Raw genomic sequence first — 23,997 nt, 5'->3', positions numbered from 1 at the left:
AAGGCGCGCGCCGCCGGCATCCACCTGATCATGGCGACGCAGCGGCCCTCGGTCGACGTCATCACCGGCGTCATCAAGGCGAACCTGCCGACGCGGATTTCGTTCGCCGTCACGTCCAAGATCGATTCGCGTACCATCCTGGGCGAACAGGGCGCCGAGCAACTCCTGGGCAAGGGCGACATGCTCTACATGCCCGGCGGCAAGCAGATCGCGCGCGTCCACGGTCCGTTCGTCTCCGACGAGGAAGTCCGCCGCGTCGCCGATCACTGGCGCGAACAGGGGCAGCCCGACTATATCATGGAAGTGACCGAAGAGCCCGAAGACGGCGGCTTCGCGCTCGACGGCCAGCCGCTTGGCGAGGATTCCGAGGAAGACAAGCTCTACAGCCGGGCGGTCCAGGTGGTCGCCGAGAGCCAGAAGGCCTCGACCAGTTATCTGCAGCGACAACTGCGCGTCGGCTACAACAATGCGGCGCGGCTGATCGAACGGATGGAGGCGGAGGGAAAGGTATCCCCCGCCAACCATGTCGGGCGGCGCGAGGTGCTGATCGATACCGAGGGCAATCCCGTTTAGGGAATTCGGGAACGGCTTCGCCTGAACCCCACGGAACATCCGGGTTCACTCTGCATTCAATGCCCAAGTGCCAGTCTGGCGCCGAATGTTTCACGACACGGAAAGATGATTATGCACCGCTTTGCCGCCCTCGCCCTTGCCGCCGCGCCAATCGCGCTCGGCACCGCCGCGATCGTTGAGCCCGCCCCCGCCGAAGCCCAGCAGAACGCGCTCGCGCAGGTCCAGCAGCATCTGCGCAGCGTCAACACGATGCGCGCGAACTTCGTCGAGACCAACCGCGCCGGCCAATCGGTCACCGGCGAGATGTTCCTCAAGCGCCCGGGCCGGATCCGTTTCGAATATGAGGATGACGTCAACATGCTCGTGGTGTCGGACGGCCGCGCGCTGACCTTTGTCGATTACGACGTCCGCCAGGTGCAGCGCTGGCCGATCGGCGATTCGCCGCTCGCCGTGCTGCTCAACCCCGATCGCGATTTATCGCGCTTCGCCCGCGTCGTTTCGAACAGTTCCGGCGAACTGCGCGTTCGTGCGCGCGATCCGGAGCATCCGGAATACGGGACGATCACGATCAATTTCCGACGTTCAGCGGGGTCGCCCGGCGGGCTGTTGCTGACCGGCTGGACGGTGCTCGATTCGCAGAACAACCTGACGACGATCCGGCTGTCGAACCAGCGTTTCGGCATGCAGATCGCCGATTCGACCTTCCGCTATCGCGACCCCCGGCCACGCAACCGCCGCCGGTAATTTTGCAGGCAAACCGAGCCGGCCCCGGGCCGCCGGATCGGTTCGTCGGCGCCGGCCGTCGGATCGTCTCATAATCGGCGCCGTCCCGGCCGAAATCACCCACCGCCATTCATGATCGCGACAGGAAATTCCGCGTAGAAGGGAAGGCGTGGAGGCACAGAGGTCCGACCGGGATTTCCCCTGTTGCCCGGCCCGGATCGCCTCCCGCCTTGCGTGACGAACTGCAAGGCCAGGCCCTCGCTCCAATGCCCCCGGAGCGGGGGCCTTCGGGTTTTGGGGTCAGACGTTTTTGATCAGACCTCGCCTTCGGCTCGGCGCCGCACCAGCCCGCACCCCCACCCGGCCTCCCATGAGAATACACTAAGTGGGAGGCCGGGTGGGGGTGTGGGCCGGTGCGGCGGAATTCCGCCAGGAATTCTCTGACAAAATACAAAGCCGACAAACAACTCTCCCCCGGTGGCGCTTCGTCGCCAGCCCGTATAGAGCCTCGCCATGGCCTCGACCCTCAAGATCGCGACATGGAACATCAATTCGGTCCGCTTCCGCCTCGGCATTGTCGAGCAGTTTCTCGCCGAGGAAGCGCCCGACATCCTCTGCCTGCAGGAAACCAAGACCGTCGATGACACCTTCCCGGTCGATGCACTGCGCGCCGCCGGCTATGAGCACCAGCTCCTCTGCGGCCAACCGATGCACCATGGCGTCGCGATCGTCTCGAAGGTGCCGCTGCACGACCGGAGTTGCTTCGACTGGCAGACCAATGGCGAGGCGCGGCATATCGGCGCGCGGCTCGATTGCGGTTTCCGGATCGACAATGTCTATATTCCGGCGGGCGGCGATCTGCCGGATCGCGAACAGAATCCCAAATTCGGACAGAAGCTCGATTTCCTCGAGCGTATGACGCAATGGTCCGACGCGCTGGACGAGCCGACCGTGCTCGTCGGCGATTTCAATGTCGCGCCGCTCGAATCGGATGTCTGGAGCCACAAGCAATTGCTGAAGGTCGTCAGCCACACGCCGGTCGAGGTCGAGGCGCTGGGCATGTTGCAGGCGGCGAACGACTGGGTCGATCTGGGCCGGGAATTCATTCCCTCGCCCGAACGCTATTACAGCTGGTGGAGCTACCGCGCGAAGGATTGGGCGAAGTCCGATCGCGGGCGGCGGCTGGATCATATGTGGGCGAGCCCGGACGTCGCCAAACGCGCCGTCGCCCACCACGTCCATGAACCCGTGCGGGGCTGGGAAAAGCCGTCCGATCACGTCCCGCTGGTGACGGAATTTCGTGTCTGACGGCGGCAAACGCGCGGCGCGCGCCATCGATGCGCTGCGCCGAGGCTGGCCCGTCACGCTGGCCGAAGGCGAGCGCGCGATCGAGATTCTCGCCATCGAGACCGCCGACAGCGCTTCGCTCGAAACGTTCGACGGCGACACGCCGGCCGATATACTGCTGAGCGCGGGGCGCGCGCAGACGCTCAAACTCGCCAATCAGCGGGCAGCGGCCGAACCCGATCGCCCGGTCCGCGTCCGCCGCGAATCGTGGCACGACCTTCCCGCCGCCATCGCCATGGCGGATCCGGCCTTCGATCTGACGACGCCGCTCAAGGGTCCGTTCAAGGCGCTGCCCGAATCCGATGGCGATCTTGCCGTCGCCGCGCTGGAGCTGGCGCGGCTGGCGAATTTGCTCCCGGCGGTTTTTGTGCGGCCCGGCAGGGCGACGACCGATGCGGTCGAACCGCAGGATCTGGCCGCCTATCGCGATCCGTCCGACCTGTTCATCGCCGCCCGGGCAAAGCTGCCGGTCGCCGCAACCGAGAAAGGCGAGATCGTCGCCTTCCGCCACCGCGCCGATGCCGCGGAGCATGTCGCGCTGATAATCGGGTCGCCGAGCGGCAAGCCGCCGCTCGTGCGAATCCACAGCGAATGCCTGACCGGCGACGTACTCGCCTCGTTGAAATGCGATTGTGGCCCGCAGCTTTCGGGCGCACTCGCGGCGATGGCCGAGGAAGGTTGGGGCATCCTGCTCTATCTGCGCCAGGAAGGGCGCGGCATCGGGCTCGTCAACAAGCTGCGCGCCTATGCACTGCAGGATCAGGGATTCGATACCGTCGATGCGAACACGCGGCTCGGCTTTGCGATCGATGCGCGCGATTTCGGCATTGCCGCGCGGATGCTGACGCTGCTCGGCCAGACCGAGGTGCGGCTGATGACGAACAATCCGGCCAAGGCGGAGGGGCTGGCGGACGCCGGGATCGCCATTGCCGAACGCGTAGCGCATATCCATGGCGTCAACGCGCACAATGAGGGCTATCTCGCGACGAAACGCGACCGGACCGGCCACCAGTTGTAGATTTCAGCGCTCCAGGTCGGCAAGCAACGCCGCGAGTTCGGCATAATCGGCAACGAGGTGATGGGCGCCGGCCTCGCTGAGCCGTTCGCCATGACCGTCCCGAACATGGCCGCCGGCGAGGAGGCCGACAACCGTCATTCCCGCCGCCGCCGCTGATTGCGCGCCAATGGGTGTGTCCTCGATGGCAAGCGCGCGGGAGGGAGACGCCCCGACTGCGTCGGCAGCGTGTAGATAAACGTCGGGATGCGGCTTGCCGCGCGGCAGGTCGGCGGCGCTGTAGACGTGGCCGCCGAAGTGCGATGCGATCCCCAGCCGGTCGAGACAACCGGTCAGCCATTCGCGGTCGTTGGACGACGCGATCGCACGGCCGCGATGGGGATGGGCGGCGATGAAATCTTCGGCCCCCGCGATCAGACGCATTTCGCGCAGGTGCCGGTCCCGCGCCGTATAGTAGAAGCGGTCCAGAAACCCCTCGGGCAAAGTCCGCCCCAGCCGCTCCTCGATCAGCCCTGCACAATAGTGCCAGCTATGGCCGCAATAATCGTCGAGCGCCTGATCGAGAGTCGTCGGGAGACCGAGGCTCGTCAGCTGTTCGGCGAGGAGCGTATTCGCGGTGACTTCGCTGTCGACGATCGTCCCGTCGAAATCGAAGATGATGGCATCGAAGCGCATGAATATCCCTATTCCGATTGGGCTGAGCTTGTCGAAGCCCTGCTTTTGCCTTTTTCACCTGGAGAAGAAGGGCAGCCCTTCGACAAGCTCAGGGCAAACGGTCGGGAACTAACCTCCGCGCGCACCGAACAATGCCGTGCCGACACGAACATGCGTGGCACCGCACATGACGGCGGTCTCATAGTCGCCCGACATACCCATAGATAGCGCAGCCAGTCTGTTTTCCTTCGCCAGTTTGGCGAGCAGCGCGAAATAGGGGGCAGGTTCGGTATCGAGCGGCGGCACGCACATCAGCCCGGCGATCTCCAGCCCCGCCTCGCGGCAGCGATCGAGAAAGGCGGGCAGCGCGTCGATCGCGCAGCCGCCCTTCTGCTCCTCCTCGCCAATATCGACCTGGACGAACAGCATAGGGCGCCGTTCGGTGTTGGCGAACGCCTTTTTCAGCGCCTTGACGAGCGATGGCCGGTCGACCGAATGGATCGCATCGAACAGTTCGACCGCATCGGCCGCCTTGTTCGATTGCAGCTGGCCGACAAGGTGCAGTTCCACATCGGAATAGGCGTCGCGCAGTTCGGGCCATTTGGCCTGTGCCTCCTGCACCCGATTCTCGCCGAAGACGCGCTGGCCGGCGTCGAGCAGCGGCCGGATCGCGTCTGCATCATGCGTCTTCGAAATCGCGATGAGCTCGATCTCTCCGGTATCGCGCCCCGCCTTCTTCGCCGCTCGCGCCATCGTCTCGCGGACGGCTTCGAGCCGCGTTTCGGGAGTGCCTTGGATATCGCCTGCGGTCATGGCCGATGCTATAGAAACCGTCGTGCGGCGCGGCCACCCTCTTCCTTTTCCCCTGCCCCGGCTGTGGCTGATGACCGACGAGCGGCAGGGCGACGCGCTATGGCACGCCATCGAAGCGCTGCCGCGCGGGAGCGGCATCGTTTTTCGGCATTACAGCCTGTCCGATCCCGAACGCCGGGCGATGGCGCGCCGGATTCGCAAGATCGCCAACCGCCGGCATCTGGCGTTCGTGGTCGCGGGCAGCCGGCAACTCGCCCGCGCCGCCAAGGCCGATGGGTGGCATTCGCGCACGCCGCTGAAGGCCCCTGCCAAGATGATTCGCACCGTCGCCGTCCACAATGCCCGTGAGATGGTTGCGGCTTCGAAGACCGGTGCCGATGCGGTCTTTTTGTCACCCGCTTTCCCAACAGCCTCGCATCCCGGCGAGCCCGCTCTGGGCGCGCTGCGATTCGGCGCATTGGCGCAACAAGCGGCAGCGCCCGTCATCGCGCTGGGCGGTATGAACGCAGCACGCGCAAAAGCCTTGCGGCGCTTCGGGATTTACGGCTGGGCGGGGATCGGCGCGCTCACGCCGAAAGGCTGAAAACCGGTCGCGCTAGAAGCGGAAGGCGGTTCCGACATAGACGGCCTGGCTGTCCTGCCGGTCGTCCTGCGCCGGGCGCTCGATCCGGTATTGCCGCTGATAGCGGACGCCGCCGGTGATATCGATGTTGCGCGCAATCGAATAGGAGCCGCCGACATCGAGTGCCACGCGCTCGTCGTCGCCGATCAGGCTCGGCGTCTGTTCGGTCGGGCGATCGGCGGAGATCTGCACGCGGGTCGACCAGCGATTGCCCGAATAGGAAACGCCGACATCGGCCGATTCGCGGCTGCGGCCCGGAAGCAGGCCGCTGTCGACCCGTCCGACATCGCCGGAAATGGCGAAGCGCCGCCAGCCGACCGAGACGCCGAGATTATATGCCGACGGCGTGATCGCCGTGACCGAGGTCGCCGACGTCGTCGCCATCGCGACTTCGGCTTCGCGCGCCGCCTGGGCAGGGGTGTTGGCGCGGGCACGCACGGCGACGGTCACGGGCTGGTCATCGTCGCGACGCGAGGACGGCGTGAACCGCATGCCGCGGCTCGAAATGCCGGCGCGGCGCAGTTCGCGGGCCATCCGCGGATCGGCGGAGGCAGGCGTGAAGGTGCCCATCGAGCTCGGCCGCATCGACAGCGAACGCGCCTGCGACTCTGCCTCACCGGCGGAAAGCATCGCACCGGCGGCAAGAATCGTGCTCGCGGAAAGCACCGTGATGAGAAAACGCCCTGTCATGACCCTTGAGATATTTCTCCCTGCGACATTGCCCTAACATGAAGAGGCCGAGTCATTCCAGCCGCTTCTGAGTCGAATCCGGCCGACTGTTGCCGACTCTCCACAGCCGCGCACCCCCAATCGCCAAAACCCGGCTTGCGGGGCCAAGGCGAACCTCTATAAGCGGGGGCCATTGCGCTTTTGCGACACCATAACGCTTCCCGACGAGGTGAGTATCATGCCCCGTATTTCCGTCATCACCCTTGCCGCCGTCCCGGCGCTCGCGCTGGCCGCCTGCGGCGGAGGCGACGACCGGCCGCAGCGCGAGCTGGCCCCGGCCCAGGTCACGACGATCGGCGTCAACAGCTATTTGTGGCGCGCGGCGCTCGACACGCTCGATTTCGCGCCGCTGGTGCAGGCCGATGCGAGCAGCGGCGTGATCATCACCGACTGGTACGCCAACCCCGCCGCGCCGACCGAGCGGATGAAGGTAACCGTATCGATCCTCGATACGAACCTGCGCGCCGATGCGCTCAGCGTCGCCGCCTCGCGGCAGCTCTACAACGGTTCGCAATGGCTCGAAGCGCCGGTGCAGGCGGCGACCGTCCAGCGGCTCGAGGAGATCATCCTCACCCGCGCCCGCGAGCTTCGCCGCAACGCCGTAATCGGATAGCAACACGGCCCTTGCGGCCAATGCCGAACTGACCGAAAGAAAGCGCCATGCCGTCTCGCTTCAATCCGCAAGCGGCCGATGCGCGCTGGCAGAAGGCCTGGGAAGACGCCGGGACCTTCACCGCCGATAGCGACGCGCAAAAGCCGAAAAGCTACGTCCTCGAGATGTTCCCCTATCCATCGGGGCGCATCCATATGGGCCATGTCCGCAACTATACGATGGGCGACGTGCTCGCCCGCTATCGCCGGATGACGGGGCATGAGGTGCTGCACCCGATGGGCTGGGACGCCTTCGGCATGCCGGCGGAAAATGCGGCGATGGAGAAGAAGGTCCATCCCGGCGAATGGACGCGCGCGAACATCGCCGCGATGCGATCGCAGCTGAAGCGGCTGGGTTTCGCGCTCGACTGGAGCCGCGAACTGGCCACCTGCGAGCCCGATTATTACGGGCATGAGCAGGCGTTGTTCCTCGATTTCTACGAGGCGGGTCTCGTCTATCGCAAGGAAAGCGCGGTCAACTGGGACCCTGTCGACATGACCGTGCTCGCCAACGAGCAGGTGATCGACGGCAAGGGCTGGCGCTCGGGCGCGCCCGTCGAACGGCGCAAGCTCAGCCAGTGGTTCCTCAAGATCACCGATTTCGCCGACGAGCTTCTCGCGGGGCTGGGCGAGCTCGATCAGTGGCCCGACAAGGTGCGGCTGATGCAGGAAAACTGGATCGGCAAGAGCCAGGGGCTGCGCTTCCGCTTCAAGCTGGGCGAGACCGTTGCCGGGCAGGGCACGCTCACCGTCTTCACGACGCGGCCCGACACGATCTTCGGCGCCAGCTTCGTCGCCGTCGCGCCCGATCATCCGCTCGCCCAGGCGCTGGCCGAAAAGGATGCGAAGGCGGCCGCCTTCATCGCCGAATGCCAGGCCGGCGGGACGACCGCCGCCGAACTCGAAACGGCCGAGAAGAAGGGCTACGACACCGGGCTGACCGTGCTTCACCCGTTCCAGGAGGAATGGGAGCTGCCGCTCTACATCGCCAATTTCGTGCTGATGGATTACGGCACCGGCGCGGTCTTCGGCGTGCCCGCGCACGACCAGCGCGACCTCGACTTCGCCCGCAAATACGGCCTGCCCGTCCGCCGCGTCGTTGCCGACGGCGAGCGCACCGATTCCGAATATCAAGGCGACGAAGCGTTTTCCGGTGAGGGCACGCTCGTCAATTCGCGCTTCCTCGACGGCATGGAAATCGAAGACGCCAAGGCGGCGGTCATCGCTCGTGCTGAAGACGAAGGCTGGGGCGAGGGCACGACCGAATGGCGGCTGCGCGACTGGGGCGTGTCGCGCCAGCGCTATTGGGGCACGCCGATCCCGATCGTCCATTGCGATGAATGCGGGCCCGTCGCCGTGCCCAAGGACCAGCTGCCCGTCGTGCTACCCGAGGATATCGACTTCGAAACGCCGGGCAATCCGCTCGACCGGCACCCGACATGGAAACATGTCGACTGCCCGGAATGCGGAGAGCCGGCGCGGCGCGAAACCGACACGCTCGACACGTTCGCCGATTCTAGCTGGTATTTCATCCGCTTCGCGAGCCAGCCCCACGACAGGCCCTTCGACAAGACAGAGGCCGAGAAATGGCTGCCCGTCGGCCAGTATATCGGCGGCGTCGAGCATGCGATCCTGCATCTGCTCTACGCCCGCTTCTGGACGCGCGCGCTCAATCGCATGGGCATGCTCGACATCAAGGAGCCGTTCACCGGGCTGTTCACGCAGGGCATGGTGACGCACGAGACCTATCAGGCGGGGGACGGCAGCTGGCTCTCACCCGATGAGGTCCGCAAGGACGGCGATGACTGGATCATGGTCGAGGGCGGCGCGCCGGTCTCTCCCGGCCGCGTCGAGAAGATGTCGAAGTCGAAGAAGAACGTCGTCGATCCCGATCCCATCGTCGACCAGTACGGCGCCGATGCCGTGCGATGGTTCATGCTGTCCGATTCGCCGCCCGAGCGCGATTTGCCGTGGAGCGAGGCAGGGATCGAGGGCGCGTGGCGCTTCGTCCAGCGGCTCTGGCGGCTGGTCGATGGCGAACGCGGCGGCACGGGAGAGGCCCCTAAGGAAGATCGCGACCTCGACCGCAAGCTGCACCAGACGATCGCCGGAGTCGCCGAGGATATCGAGTCGCTGGGATTCAACAAGGCGGTCGCGAAGATCTATGAACTCGCCAATGCGATCGAAAAGGCCAATGCCTCCGCCAGCCGCGACAATGCGGTGGCGATGCTGGTGCGTCTCGTCGCGCCGATGGTCCCGCATCTCGCCGAAGAAGCCTGGGCCAAGCTGGGCGAGGAAGGCCTGGCCGCCGACGCCGCTTGGCCGGACGTGGACGAGAGCCTGCTCGTCGAGGATGAGGTTACCATTGCGGTGCAGGTCAACGGCAAGCTGCGCGACACGCTGAGCGCGGCCAAGGGCGCGGCCAAGGCCGAACTGGAAGCGATGGCGCTCGCATCGGACAAGATCGTCCGCACGCTCGACGGGGCGGAGCCGAAAAAGGTTATCGTCGTGCCCGATCGACTGGTAAACATCGTCGCGTGATGCGCCATCGCCATCCCCCCCGCGCTTACCCTGAGCCTGTCGAAGGGTCCGGTTCGAACACCCTTCGACAGGCTCAGGGTGAGCGCGGTTGGATTCTCGTCGTGCTGGCTCTCTTCCTCGCCGCCCCCCTTCTCTCCTCCTGCGGCCTGCGCCCGCTCTATGGGAACGCCAATAGCGCGTCGGCGCAGACGCTCGGCGCGGTTGAGGTCGGCGAAATTCCGGGGCGCGCCGGCTATCTGATGCGCGGCGCACTGCAGGCGCGGCTCGGCGCGGTGGTGCAGCAGGAGCCGCGCTACCGGCTCGAAGTCGTGCTCGATGACCAGATCACGGGTTTCGGCGTGCGCGCCGACAATGCCGTGACCCGCGAACGCCGTGCCCTGCGCGCGCGGTTTCAGCTCGTCACCGCCGATCGCGGCACCGTGCTGCTCGACGACACGGCAGGGTCCGATTCGGGCATCGACGTCGTTTCCTCCGAATATGCGACGATCGCGGCGGAGAACACCGCGCTTGAAAGGCTGACCGAGATCGTCGCCGACGAGATCGTCGCGCGGATCGCGCTCTATGCCCAACGCCGGGCCGACCAGCAGCAGCTGGAGCTCGAAACCGAAGCGGTTCAGTGAAGGCCAAGCGGCACGAGATCGAACGGGCGCTGGCAGCGCCATCCGACGACATCCGGCTCTATCTCGTTTACGGCCCAGACCGTCCCGGTTCGGAAGCGCTGGCGGCCAAACTCGGTCAGGCCATGGGTGCCGAGGCCGAGCGCGTCGATCTTTCCGCGTCCGATCTCAAGTCTGATCCCGCGCTGCTCGCCGACGAAGCAGCCGCCATCTCGCTGTTCGGCGTCAAGCGCTGGATCCGGATCGATCCCGCAGGCGACGAAATCTTCGCCGCCGTCGAAGCGCTGGAAAGCGCCGAGAAGGCGGGCAATCCGGTCGTCGCGGTCGGCGATGCGCTGCGCGGCAACAGCCGGCTCGTCAAGCTTGCCAACGCCAGCAAGGCGATCATGGCCTTTGCCAGCTACCCGCTCGAGGGGCGCGACGCGGATCGGATGGTGATCGAGGCAGCGCAGCAGGCCGGCGTGCAGGTCACCCCCGATGTCGCGCACCGGCTGGCGCAGGCCTGCGGCGGCAACCGCTCGATCCTCGATTCGGAGATCGCCAAATACGCCAATTATCTCGACGCGGCGCCCGATCGGCCGCGCAAGCTCGACCATCAGGCGGTCGATGCCGTGGGCGCGGCGAGCGAGGACGGCGACATGATGAAGCTTGCCGATCTGGTTCTCACGGGCCGTGTCGACGAGCTCGACCAGGAGCTCGACCGGCTCCGCATGGAGGGCAAGGAAGGCATTCCCGTGCTCTGGAGCGTGCGGCAACGGCTGCACCTTCTCGCCCGGCTCCGCGCCGAGGTCGAACAGGGCAACAGCACCGATTCCGTGATCGCCAAGGCGGGGCGTTCGATCTTCTGGAAGGATCGCGACAGCATTTCGGGACAATTGCGCCGCTGGCGCTCGGATGCGCTGGCGACGGCGATCGAGCGGACGTTGACCGCCGAGCGTGCCGTCAAGAGCTCGGGCGGTGCCGGTCCGATCGGTGTCGACGAGGAGCTGTTCGCGATCACGCGCAAGGCGCGTTCGCTGCGCTAGGTTTGTCGGTCTTTGGCTGAGCCCAATTCCGTTAGGGCTGAGCTTGGCGAAGCCCGGCTCTCGATGGAGAAACGCCCTTCGACAAGCTCAGGGCTAACGGACAGTCGGGCCCGGCAACGCGTTAGAAACTGCCGCCGCTCAACCGCAGGCAGATCAGGTCGAGCTGATCGAGCGTCGAATAGTCGAGCTTGACCGAGCCGCCCTTCCCCTGATGATCGACACGCACCTTGAGGCCCAGTGCATCGCCGAGCCGCCTTTCGAGCGCGACGATATCGGGATCGCGCTCCGCCGGGGCTTTCGACGCTTTCGCGCCGGTCGAAGGCTTGGCGTCACGTGCGAGCGCTTCGGCTGCGCGCACCGAAAGGCCTTCGTTGACAATGCGTTTCGCAAGCTGCTCGGCATCGGGCGCCGAAATGATCGCGCGGGCATGGCCCATGTCGAGCGTGCCCTCGACGACCATCGCGCGCACTGCTTCCGGCAGGTCGAGGAGCCGGAGCAGGTTGGCGACATGGCTGCGCGACTTGTGCACCAGCCGGGCGAGCGCCGCCTGGCTATGGCCGAAATCGTCGATCAGCCGCTTATAGGCTTCGGCCTCTTCGATCGCATTGAGATCCTCGCGCTGGATATTCTCGACCAGCGCGATCTCAAGCGTTTCGGCATCGTCGAAATCGCGGACGATGACCGGGACGTCATGGAGCCGCGCCCGTTGCGCGGCCCGCCAGCGGCGTTCGCCGGCGACGATCTGATAGCCGCGACCGGCGGGCCGGACGACGATCGGCTGGATGACGCCGCGCGCCTCGATCGACTTCGCCAGTTCGCCCAGCGCCTCGTCGTCGAAATGGCGGCGCGGCTGATCGGGATGCGGCGAAATGCGGTCGACCGGGAGTAGCTGCACCGCGCCGTCATCGGGCGTGGGGCCAGAGACCGGCGCTTCCTTCTCGACCTCGCCCAGAAGCGACGAGAGTCCGCGCCCGAGACCGGTCGGGCGGCGCTTGACGGGCTTTTCCTTCGGATCGCTCATGCGGCTTCCGCCTTGGCCGGCAGCCGCGCGATCGTCTCGCGGGCGAGCGCCATATAGGCTTCGGATCCGGGGCAGTTCATATCGTAGATCAGCGCGGGAAGCCCATGGCTCGGCGCCTCGGACAGCCGCACATTGCGGGGAATCACGGTATCGAAGACGAGCTTGCCGAGCACGGCGCGAACATCGTCGGCGACCTGGCCTGAGAGATTGTTGCGCCGGTCGTACATCGTCAGCACGACGCCGAAGATCGAAATATCGGGATTGAACCGCGCGCGGACGCGCTCGACGGTATTGAGCAGCTGGCTCAACCCCTCGAGCGCAAAGAACTCGCATTGCAGCGGCACAAGCAGAGACGGTGCGGCAACGAGCGCGTTCACAGTCAACAATCCCAGCGAAGGCGGGCAATCGATCAGGCAGATGTCCCATCGCCCCTGAGGCGCATCGGCCAAGGCAATATCGAGGCGTTCGGTTCGGCGGTCGATATCGACAAGCTCGATTTCCGCGCCCGACAGGTCGACGGTTGCCGGAATGAGATCGAGGCGCGGAACGCGGGTCGGCATGACCGATTCTTCCACAGTGGCATCGCCGGTCAGAAGCTCATAGGTCGAAAGCTTCCGCGCTTCGGACGGCACGCCGAGGCCGGTCGAAGCATTGCCTTGCGGATCCAAGTCGATCAGGAGCACCTTCCAACCCGAGGCGGCGAGCGCCGTGGCGAGGTTGATCGCCGTCGTCGTCTTTCCGACCCCGCCTTTCTGATTGGCGACCGCAATGCGGATCATTTTCGCCTCCTGACATTCCGCGCGACGACAATGAACGCTTCGGAATTCGTTACACTTTGGACAGTCTGGAAGTCACCCTGCCACGAGTCGCGAGCGGCGGCCAGTTCCTCCTCCACAGACTTACCCCGTGGCAATATCCACATGCCGTCCTTGCCGAGAAAGCGGGCGGCGAGTTCGAATGTCTTGGCCATGGGCGCAAAGGCACGAGCCGCCACAATGTCATGGCGGACCGTTTCGACCGTTTCGAGACGCTTGCCTTCGATCCTGATATTCGCTTGCAAATCGAGGGTTTCCGCCGCCTCGTAGAGAAAGGTGACGCGTCGGCCGCGCGATTCGACGAGGGTCACCTGACAACCCAGGATCGCGAGGACGAGGCCGGGCAGCCCCGGCCCCGTACCAATATCGAGCCAGCGCCGCGATGGGTCCGATGTGTCCGCGAATGACAGTAGTTGCGCGGAATCGACGATGTGGCGACTCCAGACTGAATCGAACGTCGAGTGCGCGATCAGGTTCTGGCTTTTGGCTTCGGCCAGCAGGAGCGCGACATAGGCCTCGAGTCGCTCCAATGTTTCACGTGAAACATCGAACGCATCGCGCAACCAGGCCTTCGCCCCGGCTTCGTCCATCATGCTGCGCGCTTGCGGGCGTGAACAAGAATTGCGGCGAGCGCAGCGGGCGTGATTCCGCGAATGCGCGATGCTTCGCCGAGCGTTGCGGGCTGCGCACGGGTCAACCGTTCGACCATTTCGTTCGAAAGCCCCGGAATAGTGGCAAAGTCCAGCGTCTCGGGAATGCGCACCGCTTCGTCGGATCGCAGCCGTGCGATCTCGCCGGCCTGACGCTCGAGATAGGGCTTGTAGCGCGTGTCCTCGATCGCCTCTTCGAGAGCGCTTTCGGCAATACCGTCCAACCCGGGCGCCATTCGCCGTGCCGATGCCGCACCATCGCACGGCAGGGCCAACCACTCGGCAAGCGAGCGCGTCTCCCGGTGCTGGCCGACCGGGACCCCCGCGCGCTCGGCCAAATCCGCGCGAACGGGTTCGGACATTGCTGTCAACGCCCTATCCCTCGAATCTATATACGCCTCTGCGGCCCGGCGCCGTCCCGGCGATAGGCAGCCCCATTGGTCCGCAACGGCCGTAAGCCGGCTCGTCGCGTTGTCCGAGCGGAGGCGAAGGCGATATTCGGCACGCGCCGTCAGCATACGATAGGGCTCGGTGACCCCCTGCAGCACGAGATCGTCGATCATGACGCCGATATAGCTTTGGTCGCGCGTCAGGGTCGCGCGCGCTTCGCCTAGCGCAAAGCGCGCGGCATTGATCCCGGCCACAAGCCCCTGTGCCGCCGCCTCCTCATATCCCGTGGTGCCGTTGATCTGCCCGGCGAGATACAGTCCCGGCATCGTCCGTACGCCCAGATCATGGCCGAGAATGCGCGGATCGACATGGTCATATTCAACGGCATAGCCGGGCTTCGCGATCTCGACGCGCTCCAGTCCCGATATTGTCCGCAGAAAGGCCAGCTGCACATCGGCGGGAAGAGATGTTGAAATGCCGTTCGGATAGACCAGCGGATCGTCCAGCCCTTCGGGTTCGAGGAAAATCTGATGACCGTCGCGATCACCGAAGCGATGAATCTTGTCCTCGATCGAGGGACAATAGCGCGGCCCCTGCCCATCGATTTCACCCGAAAACAGCGGCGATCGATCAAGCGCACCCCGGATGATATCGTGCGTTTCGCTATTGGTCCGCGTTATCGCACAGAAGAGCTGCGGATTGCATCGGGTGGCCGTGGCAGGCGACATCGTCCAACCGTCCGGATCCGACTCCTGCCGTTCCAGTCCCGCCCAGTCGATCGTGCGGCCATCGAGCCGCGGCGGCGTTCCCGTCTTGAGCCGCGCCATGGGCAGTTCGGCATCGTAAAGCTGCTTCGCCAGCTCCGTAGCCGCGCGCTCCCCGGCCCGGCCCCCGGCATGATTCTCCATGCCGAAATGCAGCCTCGCCCCCAGAAACGTCCCGGTCGCAAGGATCACCGCGCGCGCGGCAAGTTCCTCAGCGCCGCGGTCGATCACGAGGCCGGTCACTATGGCACCGTTGTCAGCAAGCCGCAGCGCCGTCGCCTCGGCCTCAACGATGTTGAGATTGCCTTGCTCGCCTATCAGGCGGTGGATTGCATCACGATAGAGTTTCCGATCGGCCTGCACGCGCGGTCCTCGAACCGCCGCGCCCTTGCTGCGGTTGAGCATACGGTAATGGATGGCCGCTGCATCGGCCGCGCGGCCGATCAGGCCGTCGAACGCATCGACCTCGCGGACCAGATGCCCCTTCCCCAGCCCGCCGATTGCGGGATTGCAGGACATGGCGCCGATCATGTCGCGCCGCATCGATACCAGCGCAACATGCGCACCAACGCGTGCGGCCGCTGCAGCCGCCTCACATCCGGCATGGCCGCCCCCGACCACGATCACATCATATTGCCGCCGATTCATGGCGCGCCCATATCACCGGTACCGGGCCAGGAAAAGCGTTCCACGTGAAACACGCGCGCTATTTGCCGATGCAGAACCGTCCGAACAGCGCATCCAGCATATCCTCGACACCGCTTTCGCCGGTCAGCCGGTCGAGAACCCGGCGTGCCTGGCGCAGCGTTTCCGAGAGCAGGATCCAATCGCCACTCTCCGCCTGCGTCAATATCACCGCCGCCTCGCGCACAATGTCGCGATGCCGCGCGTTGAGCGCATATTCGCCGTCGCCGGGAAGCAGGTTGCGCGCCATCAGGACCAACTCATCGCGCAAAGCGGCCATCCCCACGCCGCTGACAGCGGATAGCACCAACACGCCTTCGTCCCGCTCAGCGCTATCGATATCCGCCTTGGCCGCAAGCTCGATCACGCGATCGTGCTGAGGTGCTTCGCCCGCCGCGCCCAGCCATAGGACGATATCCGCCCGGTTCAGCAGGTCGCGCGCCCGGCGCACGCCTTCCTCTTCGATATCGTCACCGGCCAGGCGAAGTCCGGCCGTATCGCAGAGCACCATCGGGATACCCGCCATATCGACCGGCGCCTCGATCACATCGCGTGTCGTCCCGGCCGTCGGCGAGACGATCGCTGCCTCGCGCGCCACCAACGCGTTGAAAAGCGTCGACTTGCCGACATTGGGCGGGCCGGCAAGAACGACGCGAACGCCGTCCCGCAACCGCTCCGCCGGCGGCGCGTCCAGCATGTCCTGCATTTCACATTGGACAGACTCCGCTAGCTCCAGGGCAAATCTCTCATCGCCTTCGTCGACATCGCCCTCATCGGAGAAGTTCAGCACCGCCTCGAGCCGTGCCTCCGCACCGAGAAGCCGATCGCGCCACTCGCCGATCTTCGCTCCCAACCCGCCCTCGGCGACGCGCAGGGCATGGCGCCGTTGCGCTTCGGTCTCCGCCTCCAGCAGATCGCCCAGTCCCTCGGCCGCCGCCAGGTCCATCCGTCCGTTCAGAAAGGCGCGCCGGGTGAACTCTCCCGCTTCGGCCGCGCGCAGTCCGGCCATAGCGCCGAGCGTTTCGCGCAATCTCGCGGCCACTGCACGGCTGCCATGAATATGAAACTCGGCAACATCTTCGCCCGTGGCCGTCTCCGGCCCGGGAAACCACAGGACCAGGGCGCGGTCGATCGGGTCGCCGGTCCCAGGATCGCGCAAGAGTCTCAGACTCGCCGTACGCGGCGCAGGGAGTGCACCAGCCAAGGTCGATACCGTCTCGCCCGCCTGCGGTCCGCTCATACGCAGCACCGCGATCGCGCTCGGCAGGCCGCCCGTGGACAGCGCGAAGATCGTGTCGTCGCTCATGCCGCTTTGGGGACGATGCTATTTGTTCTTGGAGGAGCCGCCGCCCATCTGATCGAAAAAGCGCGACCACATCGAAAGCCCGGCCTCGCTCATCGGCCCCCAGCTCTTCATCAGCTTCTCGATCGTGTCGGGCGTGATCCCTTCACTCATCGTTTCCTTGAGCTTGTCGAGATAGACGTCGTGAACCGGCCCCAGATCGGGCAGGCCGAGAAAGCGGCGCGCCTCTTCGGGCGTGCAATCGACATCGACGGTGACTTTCATGTGCGCCTTCTCCCAGAAAGAACTGGCCATTCCATACGCAATGCGCGAAACCGCGTCCATGACCTGCCGTATCGTCGCAAGTCCGCTCGGCGCGATCCGTTTGACGGCCGGCGAAGAGGCCTTGGAGGCCATTACCATCATCGGCGGCAAGGCCCCCGACGACGCCTCCGGTCATCCCCTGCTCGACGAAGCCGCGGCGCAGCTCGCCGCCTATTTCGCCGGCACGCTCGAAGCCTTCGACCTGCCGCTGGCACCGCTACAATCGGAACGCGGCAACGCACTCCGCGCCGCCATCGTCGCCATCCCCTATGGCGAGATGCAGAGTTACGGCGAGGTTGCGCGCCGGATCGGCTCGGGGCCGCGCGCCATCGGCCAGGCCTGCCGCCGCAACCCCTTCCCGATCGTCGTCCCCTGTCACCGGGTCATCGGCACGAAGGGGAGTATCGGGCACTATTCAGGTGGCGAAGGCGTTGAGACCAAGAGACACTTGTTGCAACTGGAAAATCGGAAGGAGCCCCGGCTATGGGCGGCATGATCGAAATCCCCACATTGAGCGGCGAACAGATGTTCAAGGCCTATCGCGCCGAACCGGAAGGCGGCGCCAAGGCCGCGATCATCGTCATCCAGGAGATTTTTGGTGTAAACGCCGGCATCCGCCGCAAATGCGACAAGCTGGCGGAGCAGGGCTATCTCGCGCTCGCGCCCGATCTCTTTTGGCGGCTCGAACCGGGCGTCGAACTCGATCCCGACATCCCGAACGAATTCCAGGCCGCCATTGAGCTGATGGGCAAGTTCGACCAGGATCAGGGCGTCCGCGATATCGAGGCGACGATCCATGCCGCGCGCGACGAGCTGAAGGGCGAAGGCCGCGCCAAGGTCGGCTGCGTCGGATACTGCCTTGGCGGCCGGCTCGCCTTCATGACGGCAGCGCGGACCGATATCGACGCCAGCGTCGGCTATTACGGCGTCGGGATCGACGGCCTGCTCGGCGAAAAACACGCCATCGCCCATCCGGTGCTGCTGCACGTTCCGACCGAGGATCATTTCGTCGACAAGGACGCGCAAAAGGCGATGCACGAGGGGCTGGACGACCATCCGAAAGTCGCGCTGCACGACTATGAAGGTCTCGATCACGGTTTCGCCACCGAATTTGGCGACCGCCGCGACGAGGAAGGCGCCACGCTGGCGGATCGGCGAACGATGGAGTTCTTCGCCCAGAACCTTGGATGAAATTCCAGCTGATCAGCGACCGACGCCGCCTCTTCGGCGGCCGGACGCTGACGCTCGTTGCCACCGAGCGCGGCTGGCTGCAACGAAAGCGGGTCACGTCCCGTGCGGTCTTCGGCGATCCGATATTGTTGCTCGAAAAAGCCGAGCTTGCGGCAGGCGATATTGTGAAATGGCACGAAACCGGACACATGAACACACAGCCCGGCCGTCTGATCGAGTCGGACGACCTGCCGGATTGGCCCGGGCCGATCGACGTGCCATGGCGCGCCATTCCGCTGATTTGACCGGCGACAAGGAAAACCGATGACCGACAATCCGAATCTGCAGCGCTGGCTGGCCTATATCGATAACCCCGATCACGACACGCTCCGGACCATGCTGGCCGAGGACGCCGTCTTCCATTCGCCGGTCGTGCACACGCCGCAAGCAGGCCGCGAAAAGGTCTTCGCCTATCTCGCCGCCGCCGATCACGTCTTCTCCGGCAACAGATTCGAATATGTCCGCATGTTCGCGGAAGGCGACAACGCGCTGCTCGAATTCACTGCCGAGATGGACGGCATCCATGTCAACGGCGTCGATATCATCCGCTGGAATGCAGACGGGCTGATCCAGGATTTCAAGGTCCTCGTCCGGCCGTTGAAGGCGGTCAACAAGGTCTGGGAGATGATGGGCGCGCAGCTCGAACGCGCCAACTGACGACCGAGATGCCGTTCAATGCCGGTTCACCGCCGGGCAGGCAGGCGCGCATCATGTTGCTCCGCCTGATCAGCGCGCTTCTCGCCATTGCCATGCTCGCGCCAGCCGCGGCAGCGCAGCGGGCGACCGAGCTTCGCATCGAAACGCCGTGGCTCGGCCTGCCGCAGGTCGAGGTGCTGCTCAACAACGGGACGCCGGCGCGATTTATCGTCGACAGCGCGGCGACGCAGACCATGCTGTCGGAAGCGACGATCCGCCGGCTGCGCATCCGTCCATCGGGCCTCCCGGCCGAACTGCGCGGAGCCACGGGCAACACGGCGCTCGACTATTACCGCCTCGCCAGCCTCGCCATCGGCAACCGGCGTTTCAGCGAACTCGGGGCGTTCAACCTGCCCGCCCAGGCGCGCGAAGTTCGTGCGGACGGACTGCTGGGCGCCGATATCCTGCGGCGTCATGTCGTCGAATTCGACATGCCGGGGCGGGCCATGCGGCTCCACGCCCGCCGAACGGATTTCCTGCGCATGAGCGGCGAAACGCGATGGGACAGCATTCCCGCCTGGCAACGGCGCGACGGTTTCCTGATCGTCGAAGCGCGGATCGGCGGGCTGACGCTCCCCGCGCTCGTCGATACCGGGGCGGTGCAGAATTACGTGAATACCGCGGCCGCCCGCGCGCTCGGCATCGAGCAGATCCCCGAAAGCGCATCGGAAACAGGCGTCTTCGGCGCTTCCGGCCAGGTGCAGATCATGAACCAGTTCGACCTGTCGGGCTTCGCGCTGGGCGGCGCCCAGTTCGGCCCCTCGCGCCTCGGCGTCGCCGATCTCGCGCTGTTCGACGCACTCGGCATGGAGGGGCGGCCGGCGATGATCCTCGGCATCGAGGCGCTCGCCGATCGCCGCTTCGTCCTCGATTATCCGCGCAGCCGATTGCTGATCGCGCGTTAGCCCGTCAGCCGAAGAAGGTGCCGATGCCGACGCTCGGATCGACCCAGCCCTCGTAGATCATCTTCACCGCGACATAGAGGATCACGACGAGGCCGACATAGGCGATCCAGCGATAGCGCTCGATATATTTGGCGATGATGTTCGCCGCGAGGCCCATCAGCGCGACCGCGAAGATCAGGCCGACGATCAGGATCCCGGGATGCTCGCGCGCCGCGCCGGCGACGGCGAGCACATTGTCGAGGCTCATCGAAACGTCCGCTACGGCGACGGCCCAAGCGGCACCGGCGAAGCTCTTCGCCGGCTTGAGTCCCGAATGCTCGTCGCCCTCTATTTCGGGCGAACCGGCGGACATCGCGCCTTCGCGCACCTCGCGCCACATTTTCCACGCGACCCAGATCAGCAGCAGTCCGCCGATAAAGATCAGACCGACGATCTGCATCAGCTGCGTCACCACGAGCGCAAAGGCGATCCGCAGGACGAGCGCGGCCATGACGCCGATGATGATGACCTTGCGCCGCTGGTCCGGCGGCAGGCCCGCGGCCAGTGCGCCGACGACGATCGCATTGTCGCCGGCCAGCACGATGTCGATCGCCAGCACCTGCAGGAATGCCGCAAAGGCGGCCGGCTCGGTGATGTTCCGGAAATCGTTGACGATCGCGCCCCAGATATCGGTCAACGAACCGAGTTCGGGCGCGGCGTGGGAAATCTGGCTCAGAAGTTCGAACATATCGGGCCAACGCGCTCCGGCGCTACTGGTTCATCGAATCGAAGAAATCGGCGTTTGTCTTCGAATCCTTCATCTTGTCGAGCAGGAATTCCATCGCGTCCACCGTGCCCATCTGCATGAGGATCCGGCGCAGCACCCACATTTTGGACAGCGTATCCTTGTCGACGAGCAGCTCTTCCTTGCGCGTGCCGGACTTGCCTACGTCGAGCGCGGGGAAGATGCGCTTGTCGGCGACCTTGCGATCGAGCGCGATTTCGGCATTGCCGGTGCCCTTGAACTCTTCGAAGATCACCTCGTCCATGCGGCTGCCGGTATCGATCAGCGAGGTCGAGATGATGGTCAGCGAGCCGCCTTCCTCGATATTGCGCGCGGCGCCGAAAAAGCGCTTCGGACGCTGCAACGCGTTGGCGTCGACACCGCCGGTCAGCACCTTGCCCGAGCTCGGCACGACCGTGTTGTAGGCGCGGCCGAGGCGGGTGATGTTGTCGAGCAGGATGATCACATCCTTTTTGTGCTCGACCAGGCGCTTGGCCTTTTCGATCACCATTTCGGCCACCTGGACGTGGCGCGTCGCCGGTTCGTCGAAGGTCGAGGACACGACCTCGCCGTTCACCGTGCGCTGCATGTCGGTGACTTCCTCGGGCCGCTCGTCGATGAGCAGCACGATCATGTAGCATTCGGGGTGGTTGACCGCGATCGCCTTGGCGATGTTCTGCATCATGATCGTCTTACCGACGCGCGGCGGCGCGACGATCAGGCAGCGCTGGCCCTTGCCGAGCGGCGCGACCACATCCAGAACACGCCCCGTCTTGTCCTTGATCGTCGGGTCCTCGATCTCGAGCTTCAGCCGTTCATCGGGATAAAGCGGGGTGAGGTTGTCGAAATTGACGCGGGTGCGGAGATATTCGGGATCGTCGAAATTGATCTGCACGACCTTGGTCAGCGCGAAATAGCGTTCGCCGTCCTTGGGCCCGCGAATTTCGCCTTCGACCGTGTCGCCGGTGCGAAGCCCGAATTTGCGGACCTGATTGGGCGAGACATAGATATCGTCGGGGCCGGCGAGATAGTTCGCCTCGGGGCTGCGCAGAAAGCCGAAGCCGTCCGGCAGCACCTCGATCGTGCCCATGCCGAAAATCTGCTCGCCATTTTCGCTCTCGACCTTGAGGATGCCGAACAGCAGGTCCTGCTTGCGAAGCGTGGAGGCGCCCTCGACGCCCAGATCCTCGGCCATCTTGACGAGTTCGGCCGGGCTTTTCTGTTTCAAATCTTTCAGATGCATGTGTGGTGTCCTGAACCAACGGATGTTTGGGAATACGGCGCCGGGAAGGTTGGAATTTCGGGTGCCGGGAAATGGATTGCGCTGCCGCGGACGGGCGCGCTCTTGAGGGCCGAGTTAGGAGCGGCGCAGGCTCAAGTCAAGATTCGAACGCGACCGTTCAGCCGAAGGGCCGCACGATGACGAGGATCACGATCAGCGCGACCGCGATGCCCGGAATTTCGTTGAGCATCCGCATCCGCCGCCCCGAAATCGGCCGCTCCCCCGCCGCGAGCTTCTTGCGATAGCTCATCAGCCAGCCCTGATAGCCGGACAGCAGGACGACGAGCAGCAGCTTGGCATGGAACCAGGGCTGCATCCAGGCATCGACCGTATAGGCCAGCGCGAGGCCCAGCACCCAAACGATCAGCATCGACGGGTTCATGATGATCGTCGCCAGCTTGTCCTCGCGCGTGACCCAGGCCTTTGCCTCGTCGGACCCTTCGGGCGCTTCCTGATGATAGACGAAAAAGCGCGGCAGCATGAACAGCCCCGCCATCCAGAAGATGACGAAGATCAGATGCGCGGCCTTCAGCCACGGATAGGCAAGGGCAAGCGTTTCGCTCATTGCAGCGGTTCGGCTAGCATATCGCGCAGCGCTTCGACATGGGCAATCGGCGTGTCGGGCAGGATGCCATGGCCGAGATTGAAGATATGCGGGCGGCCGGCGAGCGCGCGGCGGATATCGGCCACCGCGGCGCGCAACTCCTCGCCGCCCGCGATCAGCGCCAGCGGATCGAGATTGCCCTGTGCCGGCATGGCGTCGGGCAGCTCGCGATGTGCCCATGCGGGATCGACCGTCTCGTCGAGCCCGATCGCATCGATGCCCGTCTCGCGGGCATAAGGCCCGAGCTTTCCGCCCGCCCCTTTGGGAAAGCCGATGACCGGCGTATCGGGATGGCGCTGCTTGAGCGCTGCGACGATTCCCGCCGTCGGCGCGATCACCCAGCGTTCGAATTGCGCCGGCGACAGGCTTCCCGCCCAGCTGTCGAAGAGCTGGACGGCATCGACTCCAGCATCGATCTGCGCGGAAAGATAGTCGATCGTCAGCGCGGCGATCGCATCGATGATCGCGCCGAACCGTTCCGGGTCGCCATAGGCAAGGCGGCGCGTCTCGGCCTGGTCGCGGCTGCCCTGCCCCGCCACCATATAGGTCGCCACCGTCCAGGGGCCGCCCGCAAAGCCGAGAAAGGTGGTTTCATCGGGCAATGCACCGGCAACAAGCCGCACGGTCTCGTAGATCGGGTCGAGCAGCGTCAGATCGGGAGTCAGCTCGTCCAACCCGTGCTCCGAAAGAATCGGCGTGAGACGCGGCCCCTCGCCCGCGACGAACCGCAGATCCTGCCCCAGCGCATGCGGAACGGTCAGGATATCCGAAAACAGGATCGCGCCGGCCATGCCGAAACGGCGGATCGGTTGCAGCGTGACCTCGGCCGCAGCCTCGCTGTCATGGACGAGATCGAGAAACCCGCCCTTCTTTGCCCGCAGCTCGCGATATTCGGGAAGATAGCGCCCCGCCTGGCGCATGAGCCAGAAGGGAGGGGGATCCCGCCGCTCCCCTGACAGCACGGCGAGCAAGGGCTTGTCGGTCGGAACGGTCAATTCGGGCAGGCCCTCTAATATCTATTCTTATATTATATAAGAATCTTGATGAAGTGGTTGGCGGCTTGGCAGCGGGGTTTATTCGGCGCGCCGCTCCATGCCAACAGCTTGACTCGGATCGGCCCAAGAGATTCCGCCGGAGTCGATTCCGGCGTCCCCGCAATCCACAGCCTGTGATTGAATCAGCGGCCCTGTGCAAGACTCGCCGGATGGAATCCCGCACCGAATCCGAAAGCGTGCCGCTTGCTTCGATCCTCCGATTTCCGCTAGCGCGATCGAGAG

27 protein-coding genes are annotated in these 23,997 nt (G+C 65.1%); 14 read left to right on the top strand and 13 right to left on the bottom strand.

Annotated features, from left to right (window positions below):
- The 4 genes from Q0139_RS15480 to ribA form a co-directional block, all read left to right on the top strand.
- Positions 1-573: DNA translocase FtsK (locus Q0139_RS15480; RefSeq protein WP_298024171.1), on the top strand; the 573-nt coding region annotated here is incomplete at its 5' end.
- A gap of 111 nt (positions 574-684) precedes the next feature.
- Positions 685-1,317, top strand: a complete 633-nt coding sequence (locus Q0139_RS15475) for an outer membrane lipoprotein carrier protein LolA (RefSeq protein WP_298024168.1) — start codon at positions 685-687, stop codon at positions 1,315-1,317.
- 492 nt (positions 1,318-1,809) lie between these two features.
- On the top strand, positions 1,810-2,604 hold the full coding sequence (locus Q0139_RS15470) for an exodeoxyribonuclease III (protein WP_298024165.1): 795 nt from the start codon (positions 1,810-1,812) through the stop codon (positions 2,602-2,604).
- Positions 2,597-3,661, top strand: a complete 1,065-nt coding sequence (ribA, locus tag Q0139_RS15465; RefSeq protein WP_298024162.1) for a GTP cyclohydrolase II — start codon at positions 2,597-2,599, stop codon at positions 3,659-3,661. The genes Q0139_RS15470 and ribA overlap by 8 nt, the downstream gene beginning before the upstream one ends.
- Positions 3,662-3,664: 3 nt before the next feature.
- On the opposite strand, the gene Q0139_RS15460 is transcribed toward ribA, so the two are convergent.
- Both Q0139_RS15460 and Q0139_RS15455 read right to left on the bottom strand, forming a co-directional pair.
- Positions 3,665-4,333 carry an HAD family phosphatase gene (locus tag Q0139_RS15460; RefSeq protein ID WP_298024159.1) on the bottom strand — a complete coding sequence of 223 codons (669 nt, stop codon included), beginning with the start codon at positions 4,331-4,333 and terminating at the stop codon, positions 3,665-3,667.
- A gap of 108 nt (positions 4,334-4,441) precedes the next feature.
- Positions 4,442-5,125 carry a YggS family pyridoxal phosphate-dependent enzyme gene (locus tag Q0139_RS15455; RefSeq protein ID WP_298024156.1) on the bottom strand — a complete coding sequence of 228 codons (684 nt, stop codon included), beginning with the start codon at positions 5,123-5,125 and terminating at the stop codon, positions 4,442-4,444.
- Here Q0139_RS15455 and Q0139_RS15450 point away from each other — a divergent pair.
- Positions 5,124-5,708: a thiamine phosphate synthase gene (locus Q0139_RS15450; RefSeq protein WP_298024152.1), complete on the top strand. Its 585-nt coding sequence runs from the start codon at positions 5,124-5,126 to the stop codon at positions 5,706-5,708. The genes Q0139_RS15455 and Q0139_RS15450 overlap by 2 nt on opposite strands.
- A 12-nt stretch (positions 5,709-5,720) precedes the next feature.
- Here the strand turns inward: Q0139_RS15450 and Q0139_RS15445 are convergent, their stop codons facing one another.
- Positions 5,721-6,437: a porin gene (locus Q0139_RS15445; protein WP_298024149.1), complete on the bottom strand. Its 717-nt coding sequence runs from the start codon at positions 6,435-6,437 to the stop codon at positions 5,721-5,723.
- Positions 6,438-6,654: 217 nt separating this feature from the next.
- Between Q0139_RS15445 and Q0139_RS15440 the strand changes: the two genes are divergently transcribed.
- From Q0139_RS15440 to holA, 4 genes are all read left to right on the top strand, one after another.
- Complete coding sequence (locus tag Q0139_RS15440; RefSeq protein ID WP_298024147.1) at positions 6,655-7,089, top strand: DUF3576 domain-containing protein; 435 nt, start codon at positions 6,655-6,657, stop codon at positions 7,087-7,089.
- A 47-nt stretch (positions 7,090-7,136) separates the two neighbouring features.
- Positions 7,137-9,668, top strand: a complete 2,532-nt coding sequence (leuS, locus tag Q0139_RS15435; RefSeq protein ID WP_298024144.1) for a leucine--tRNA ligase — start codon at positions 7,137-7,139, stop codon at positions 9,666-9,668.
- A 92-nt stretch (positions 9,669-9,760) separates the two neighbouring features.
- Positions 9,761-10,288 (top strand): LPS assembly lipoprotein LptE, encoded by a 528-nt coding sequence (gene lptE, locus Q0139_RS15430; protein WP_298024186.1) that lies wholly within the window; start codon positions 9,761-9,763, stop codon positions 10,286-10,288.
- Positions 10,285-11,310 (top strand): DNA polymerase III subunit delta, encoded by a 1,026-nt coding sequence (holA, locus tag Q0139_RS15425; protein WP_298024141.1) that lies wholly within the window; start codon positions 10,285-10,287, stop codon positions 11,308-11,310. Before lptE ends, holA begins: the two co-directional genes overlap by 4 nt.
- Before the next feature lie 121 nt (positions 11,311-11,431).
- On the opposite strand, the gene Q0139_RS15420 is transcribed toward holA, so the two are convergent.
- From Q0139_RS15420 to Q0139_RS15395, 6 genes are read right to left on the bottom strand one after another with little or no spacing between them, the layout of a single operon-like run.
- Positions 11,432-12,331, bottom strand: coding sequence for a ParB/RepB/Spo0J family partition protein (locus Q0139_RS15420; protein WP_298024138.1), 900 nt, complete (start codon positions 12,329-12,331; stop codon positions 11,432-11,434).
- The gene (locus tag Q0139_RS15415) at positions 12,328-13,110 is read right to left on the bottom strand and encodes a ParA family protein (protein ID WP_298024134.1); all 783 of its coding nucleotides are present in this window, start codon (positions 13,108-13,110) and stop codon (positions 12,328-12,330) included. Before Q0139_RS15415 ends, Q0139_RS15420 begins: the two co-directional genes overlap by 4 nt.
- Complete coding sequence (rsmG, locus tag Q0139_RS15410; protein ID WP_298024132.1) at positions 13,107-13,739, bottom strand: 16S rRNA (guanine(527)-N(7))-methyltransferase RsmG; 633 nt, start codon at positions 13,737-13,739, stop codon at positions 13,107-13,109. Before rsmG ends, Q0139_RS15415 begins: the two co-directional genes overlap by 4 nt.
- Complete coding sequence (gene mnmG / locus Q0139_RS15405) at positions 13,736-15,598, bottom strand: tRNA uridine-5-carboxymethylaminomethyl(34) synthesis enzyme MnmG (protein ID WP_298024129.1); 1,863 nt, start codon at positions 15,596-15,598, stop codon at positions 13,736-13,738. The genes rsmG and mnmG overlap by 4 nt, the downstream gene beginning before the upstream one ends.
- 58 nt (positions 15,599-15,656) lie before the next feature.
- Positions 15,657-16,940, bottom strand: coding sequence for a tRNA uridine-5-carboxymethylaminomethyl(34) synthesis GTPase MnmE (gene mnmE, locus Q0139_RS15400; RefSeq protein ID WP_298024126.1), 1,284 nt, complete (start codon positions 16,938-16,940; stop codon positions 15,657-15,659).
- A gap of 18 nt (positions 16,941-16,958) precedes the next feature.
- Positions 16,959-17,231: a DUF6489 family protein gene (locus Q0139_RS15395; RefSeq protein ID WP_298024123.1), complete on the bottom strand. Its 273-nt coding sequence runs from the start codon at positions 17,229-17,231 to the stop codon at positions 16,959-16,961.
- A 28-nt stretch (positions 17,232-17,259) separates the two neighbouring features.
- Here Q0139_RS15395 and Q0139_RS15390 point away from each other — a divergent pair, with 28 nt between their 5' ends.
- The 5 genes from Q0139_RS15390 to Q0139_RS15370 are packed head-to-tail and all read left to right on the top strand — an operon-like array spanning position 17,260 to position 20,071.
- Positions 17,260-17,736: a methylated-DNA--[protein]-cysteine S-methyltransferase gene (locus Q0139_RS15390; protein ID WP_298024120.1), complete on the top strand. Its 477-nt coding sequence runs from the start codon at positions 17,260-17,262 to the stop codon at positions 17,734-17,736.
- Positions 17,724-18,431, top strand: a complete 708-nt coding sequence (locus Q0139_RS15385) for a dienelactone hydrolase family protein (RefSeq protein ID WP_298024118.1) — start codon at positions 17,724-17,726, stop codon at positions 18,429-18,431. Before Q0139_RS15390 ends, Q0139_RS15385 begins: the two co-directional genes overlap by 13 nt.
- Positions 18,428-18,715 (top strand): hypothetical protein, encoded by a 288-nt coding sequence (locus tag Q0139_RS15380; RefSeq protein ID WP_298024115.1) that lies wholly within the window; start codon positions 18,428-18,430, stop codon positions 18,713-18,715. Before Q0139_RS15385 ends, Q0139_RS15380 begins: the two co-directional genes overlap by 4 nt.
- Before the next feature lie 19 nt (positions 18,716-18,734).
- Complete coding sequence (locus Q0139_RS15375) at positions 18,735-19,127, top strand: nuclear transport factor 2 family protein (RefSeq protein WP_298024112.1); 393 nt, start codon at positions 18,735-18,737, stop codon at positions 19,125-19,127.
- A 53-nt stretch (positions 19,128-19,180) separates the two neighbouring features.
- Complete coding sequence (locus Q0139_RS15370) at positions 19,181-20,071, top strand: retroviral-like aspartic protease family protein (RefSeq protein ID WP_298024109.1); 891 nt, start codon at positions 19,181-19,183, stop codon at positions 20,069-20,071.
- Positions 20,072-20,075: 4 nt separating this feature from the next.
- On the opposite strand, the gene Q0139_RS15365 is transcribed toward Q0139_RS15370, so the two are convergent.
- The 4 genes from Q0139_RS15365 to hemE form a co-directional block, all read right to left on the bottom strand.
- Positions 20,076-20,798 (bottom strand): TerC family protein, encoded by a 723-nt coding sequence (locus Q0139_RS15365; protein ID WP_298024105.1) that lies wholly within the window; start codon positions 20,796-20,798, stop codon positions 20,076-20,078.
- 22 nt (positions 20,799-20,820) lie between these two features.
- Positions 20,821-22,077, bottom strand: coding sequence for a transcription termination factor Rho (rho, locus tag Q0139_RS15360; protein WP_298024102.1), 1,257 nt, complete (start codon positions 22,075-22,077; stop codon positions 20,821-20,823).
- A gap of 157 nt (positions 22,078-22,234) precedes the next feature.
- Positions 22,235-22,681, bottom strand: a complete 447-nt coding sequence (locus Q0139_RS15355; RefSeq protein WP_298024099.1) for a CopD family protein — start codon at positions 22,679-22,681, stop codon at positions 22,235-22,237.
- A complete protein-coding gene (gene hemE, locus Q0139_RS15350; protein ID WP_298024096.1) occupies positions 22,678-23,715 on the bottom strand; it encodes a uroporphyrinogen decarboxylase in 1,038 nt (345 codons plus the stop codon). The genes Q0139_RS15355 and hemE overlap by 4 nt, the downstream gene beginning before the upstream one ends.
- Positions 23,716-23,997 lie beyond the last annotated feature (282 nt).

Source organism: uncultured Parasphingopyxis sp., assembly GCF_937129435.1.
Lineage (GTDB): Bacteria > Pseudomonadota > Alphaproteobacteria > Sphingomonadales > Sphingomonadaceae > Parasphingopyxis.
The sequence above is the reverse complement of the archived record's forward strand: the minus strand, read 5'-3'. Positions and strand labels throughout refer to the sequence as shown.

What these genes read in the sequence shown, in the direction of transcription:
- Q0139_RS15475 (WP_298024168.1), top strand. Translation starts at nt 685, where the DNA reads ATGCACCGCTTTGCCGCCCTCGCCCTTGCCGCCGCGCCAATCGCGCTC.
- Q0139_RS15470 (WP_298024165.1), top strand. Translation starts at nt 1,810, where the DNA reads ATGGCCTCGACCCTCAAGATCGCGACATGGAACATCAATTCGGTCCGC.
- Q0139_RS15460 (WP_298024159.1), bottom strand. Translation starts at nt 4,333, where the DNA reads ATGCGCTTCGATGCCATCATCTTCGATTTCGACGGGACGATCGTCGAC.
- Q0139_RS15450 (WP_298024152.1), top strand. Translation starts at nt 5,124, where the DNA reads ATGGCCGATGCTATAGAAACCGTCGTGCGGCGCGGCCACCCTCTTCCT.
- Q0139_RS15455 (WP_298024156.1), bottom strand. Translation starts at nt 5,125, where the DNA reads ATGACCGCAGGCGATATCCAAGGCACTCCCGAAACGCGGCTCGAAGCC.
- Q0139_RS15445 (WP_298024149.1), bottom strand. Translation starts at nt 6,437, where the DNA reads ATGACAGGGCGTTTTCTCATCACGGTGCTTTCCGCGAGCACGATTCTT.
- Q0139_RS15440 (WP_298024147.1), top strand. Translation starts at nt 6,655, where the DNA reads ATGCCCCGTATTTCCGTCATCACCCTTGCCGCCGTCCCGGCGCTCGCG.
- leuS (WP_298024144.1), top strand. Translation starts at nt 7,137, where the DNA reads ATGCCGTCTCGCTTCAATCCGCAAGCGGCCGATGCGCGCTGGCAGAAG.
- Q0139_RS15420 (WP_298024138.1), bottom strand. Translation starts at nt 12,331, where the DNA reads ATGAGCGATCCGAAGGAAAAGCCCGTCAAGCGCCGCCCGACCGGTCTC.
- Q0139_RS15415 (WP_298024134.1), bottom strand. Translation starts at nt 13,110, where the DNA reads ATGATCCGCATTGCGGTCGCCAATCAGAAAGGCGGGGTCGGAAAGACG.
- rsmG (WP_298024132.1), bottom strand. Translation starts at nt 13,739, where the DNA reads ATGATGGACGAAGCCGGGGCGAAGGCCTGGTTGCGCGATGCGTTCGAT.
- mnmG (WP_298024129.1), bottom strand. Translation starts at nt 15,598, where the DNA reads ATGAATCGGCGGCAATATGATGTGATCGTGGTCGGGGGCGGCCATGCC.
- mnmE (WP_298024126.1), bottom strand. Translation starts at nt 16,940, where the DNA reads ATGAGCGACGACACGATCTTCGCGCTGTCCACGGGCGGCCTGCCGAGC.
- Q0139_RS15395 (WP_298024123.1), bottom strand. Translation starts at nt 17,231, where the DNA reads ATGGCCAGTTCTTTCTGGGAGAAGGCGCACATGAAAGTCACCGTCGAT.
- Q0139_RS15390 (WP_298024120.1), top strand. Translation starts at nt 17,260, where the DNA reads ATGACCTGCCGTATCGTCGCAAGTCCGCTCGGCGCGATCCGTTTGACG.
- Q0139_RS15385 (WP_298024118.1), top strand. Translation starts at nt 17,724, where the DNA reads ATGGGCGGCATGATCGAAATCCCCACATTGAGCGGCGAACAGATGTTC.
- Q0139_RS15380 (WP_298024115.1), top strand. Translation starts at nt 18,428, where the DNA reads ATGAAATTCCAGCTGATCAGCGACCGACGCCGCCTCTTCGGCGGCCGG.
- Q0139_RS15375 (WP_298024112.1), top strand. Translation starts at nt 18,735, where the DNA reads ATGACCGACAATCCGAATCTGCAGCGCTGGCTGGCCTATATCGATAAC.
- Q0139_RS15370 (WP_298024109.1), top strand. Translation starts at nt 19,181, where the DNA reads ATGTTGCTCCGCCTGATCAGCGCGCTTCTCGCCATTGCCATGCTCGCG.
- Q0139_RS15365 (WP_298024105.1), bottom strand. Translation starts at nt 20,798, where the DNA reads ATGTTCGAACTTCTGAGCCAGATTTCCCACGCCGCGCCCGAACTCGGT.
- rho (WP_298024102.1), bottom strand. Translation starts at nt 22,077, where the DNA reads ATGCATCTGAAAGATTTGAAACAGAAAAGCCCGGCCGAACTCGTCAAG.
- Q0139_RS15355 (WP_298024099.1), bottom strand. Translation starts at nt 22,681, where the DNA reads ATGAGCGAAACGCTTGCCCTTGCCTATCCGTGGCTGAAGGCCGCGCAT.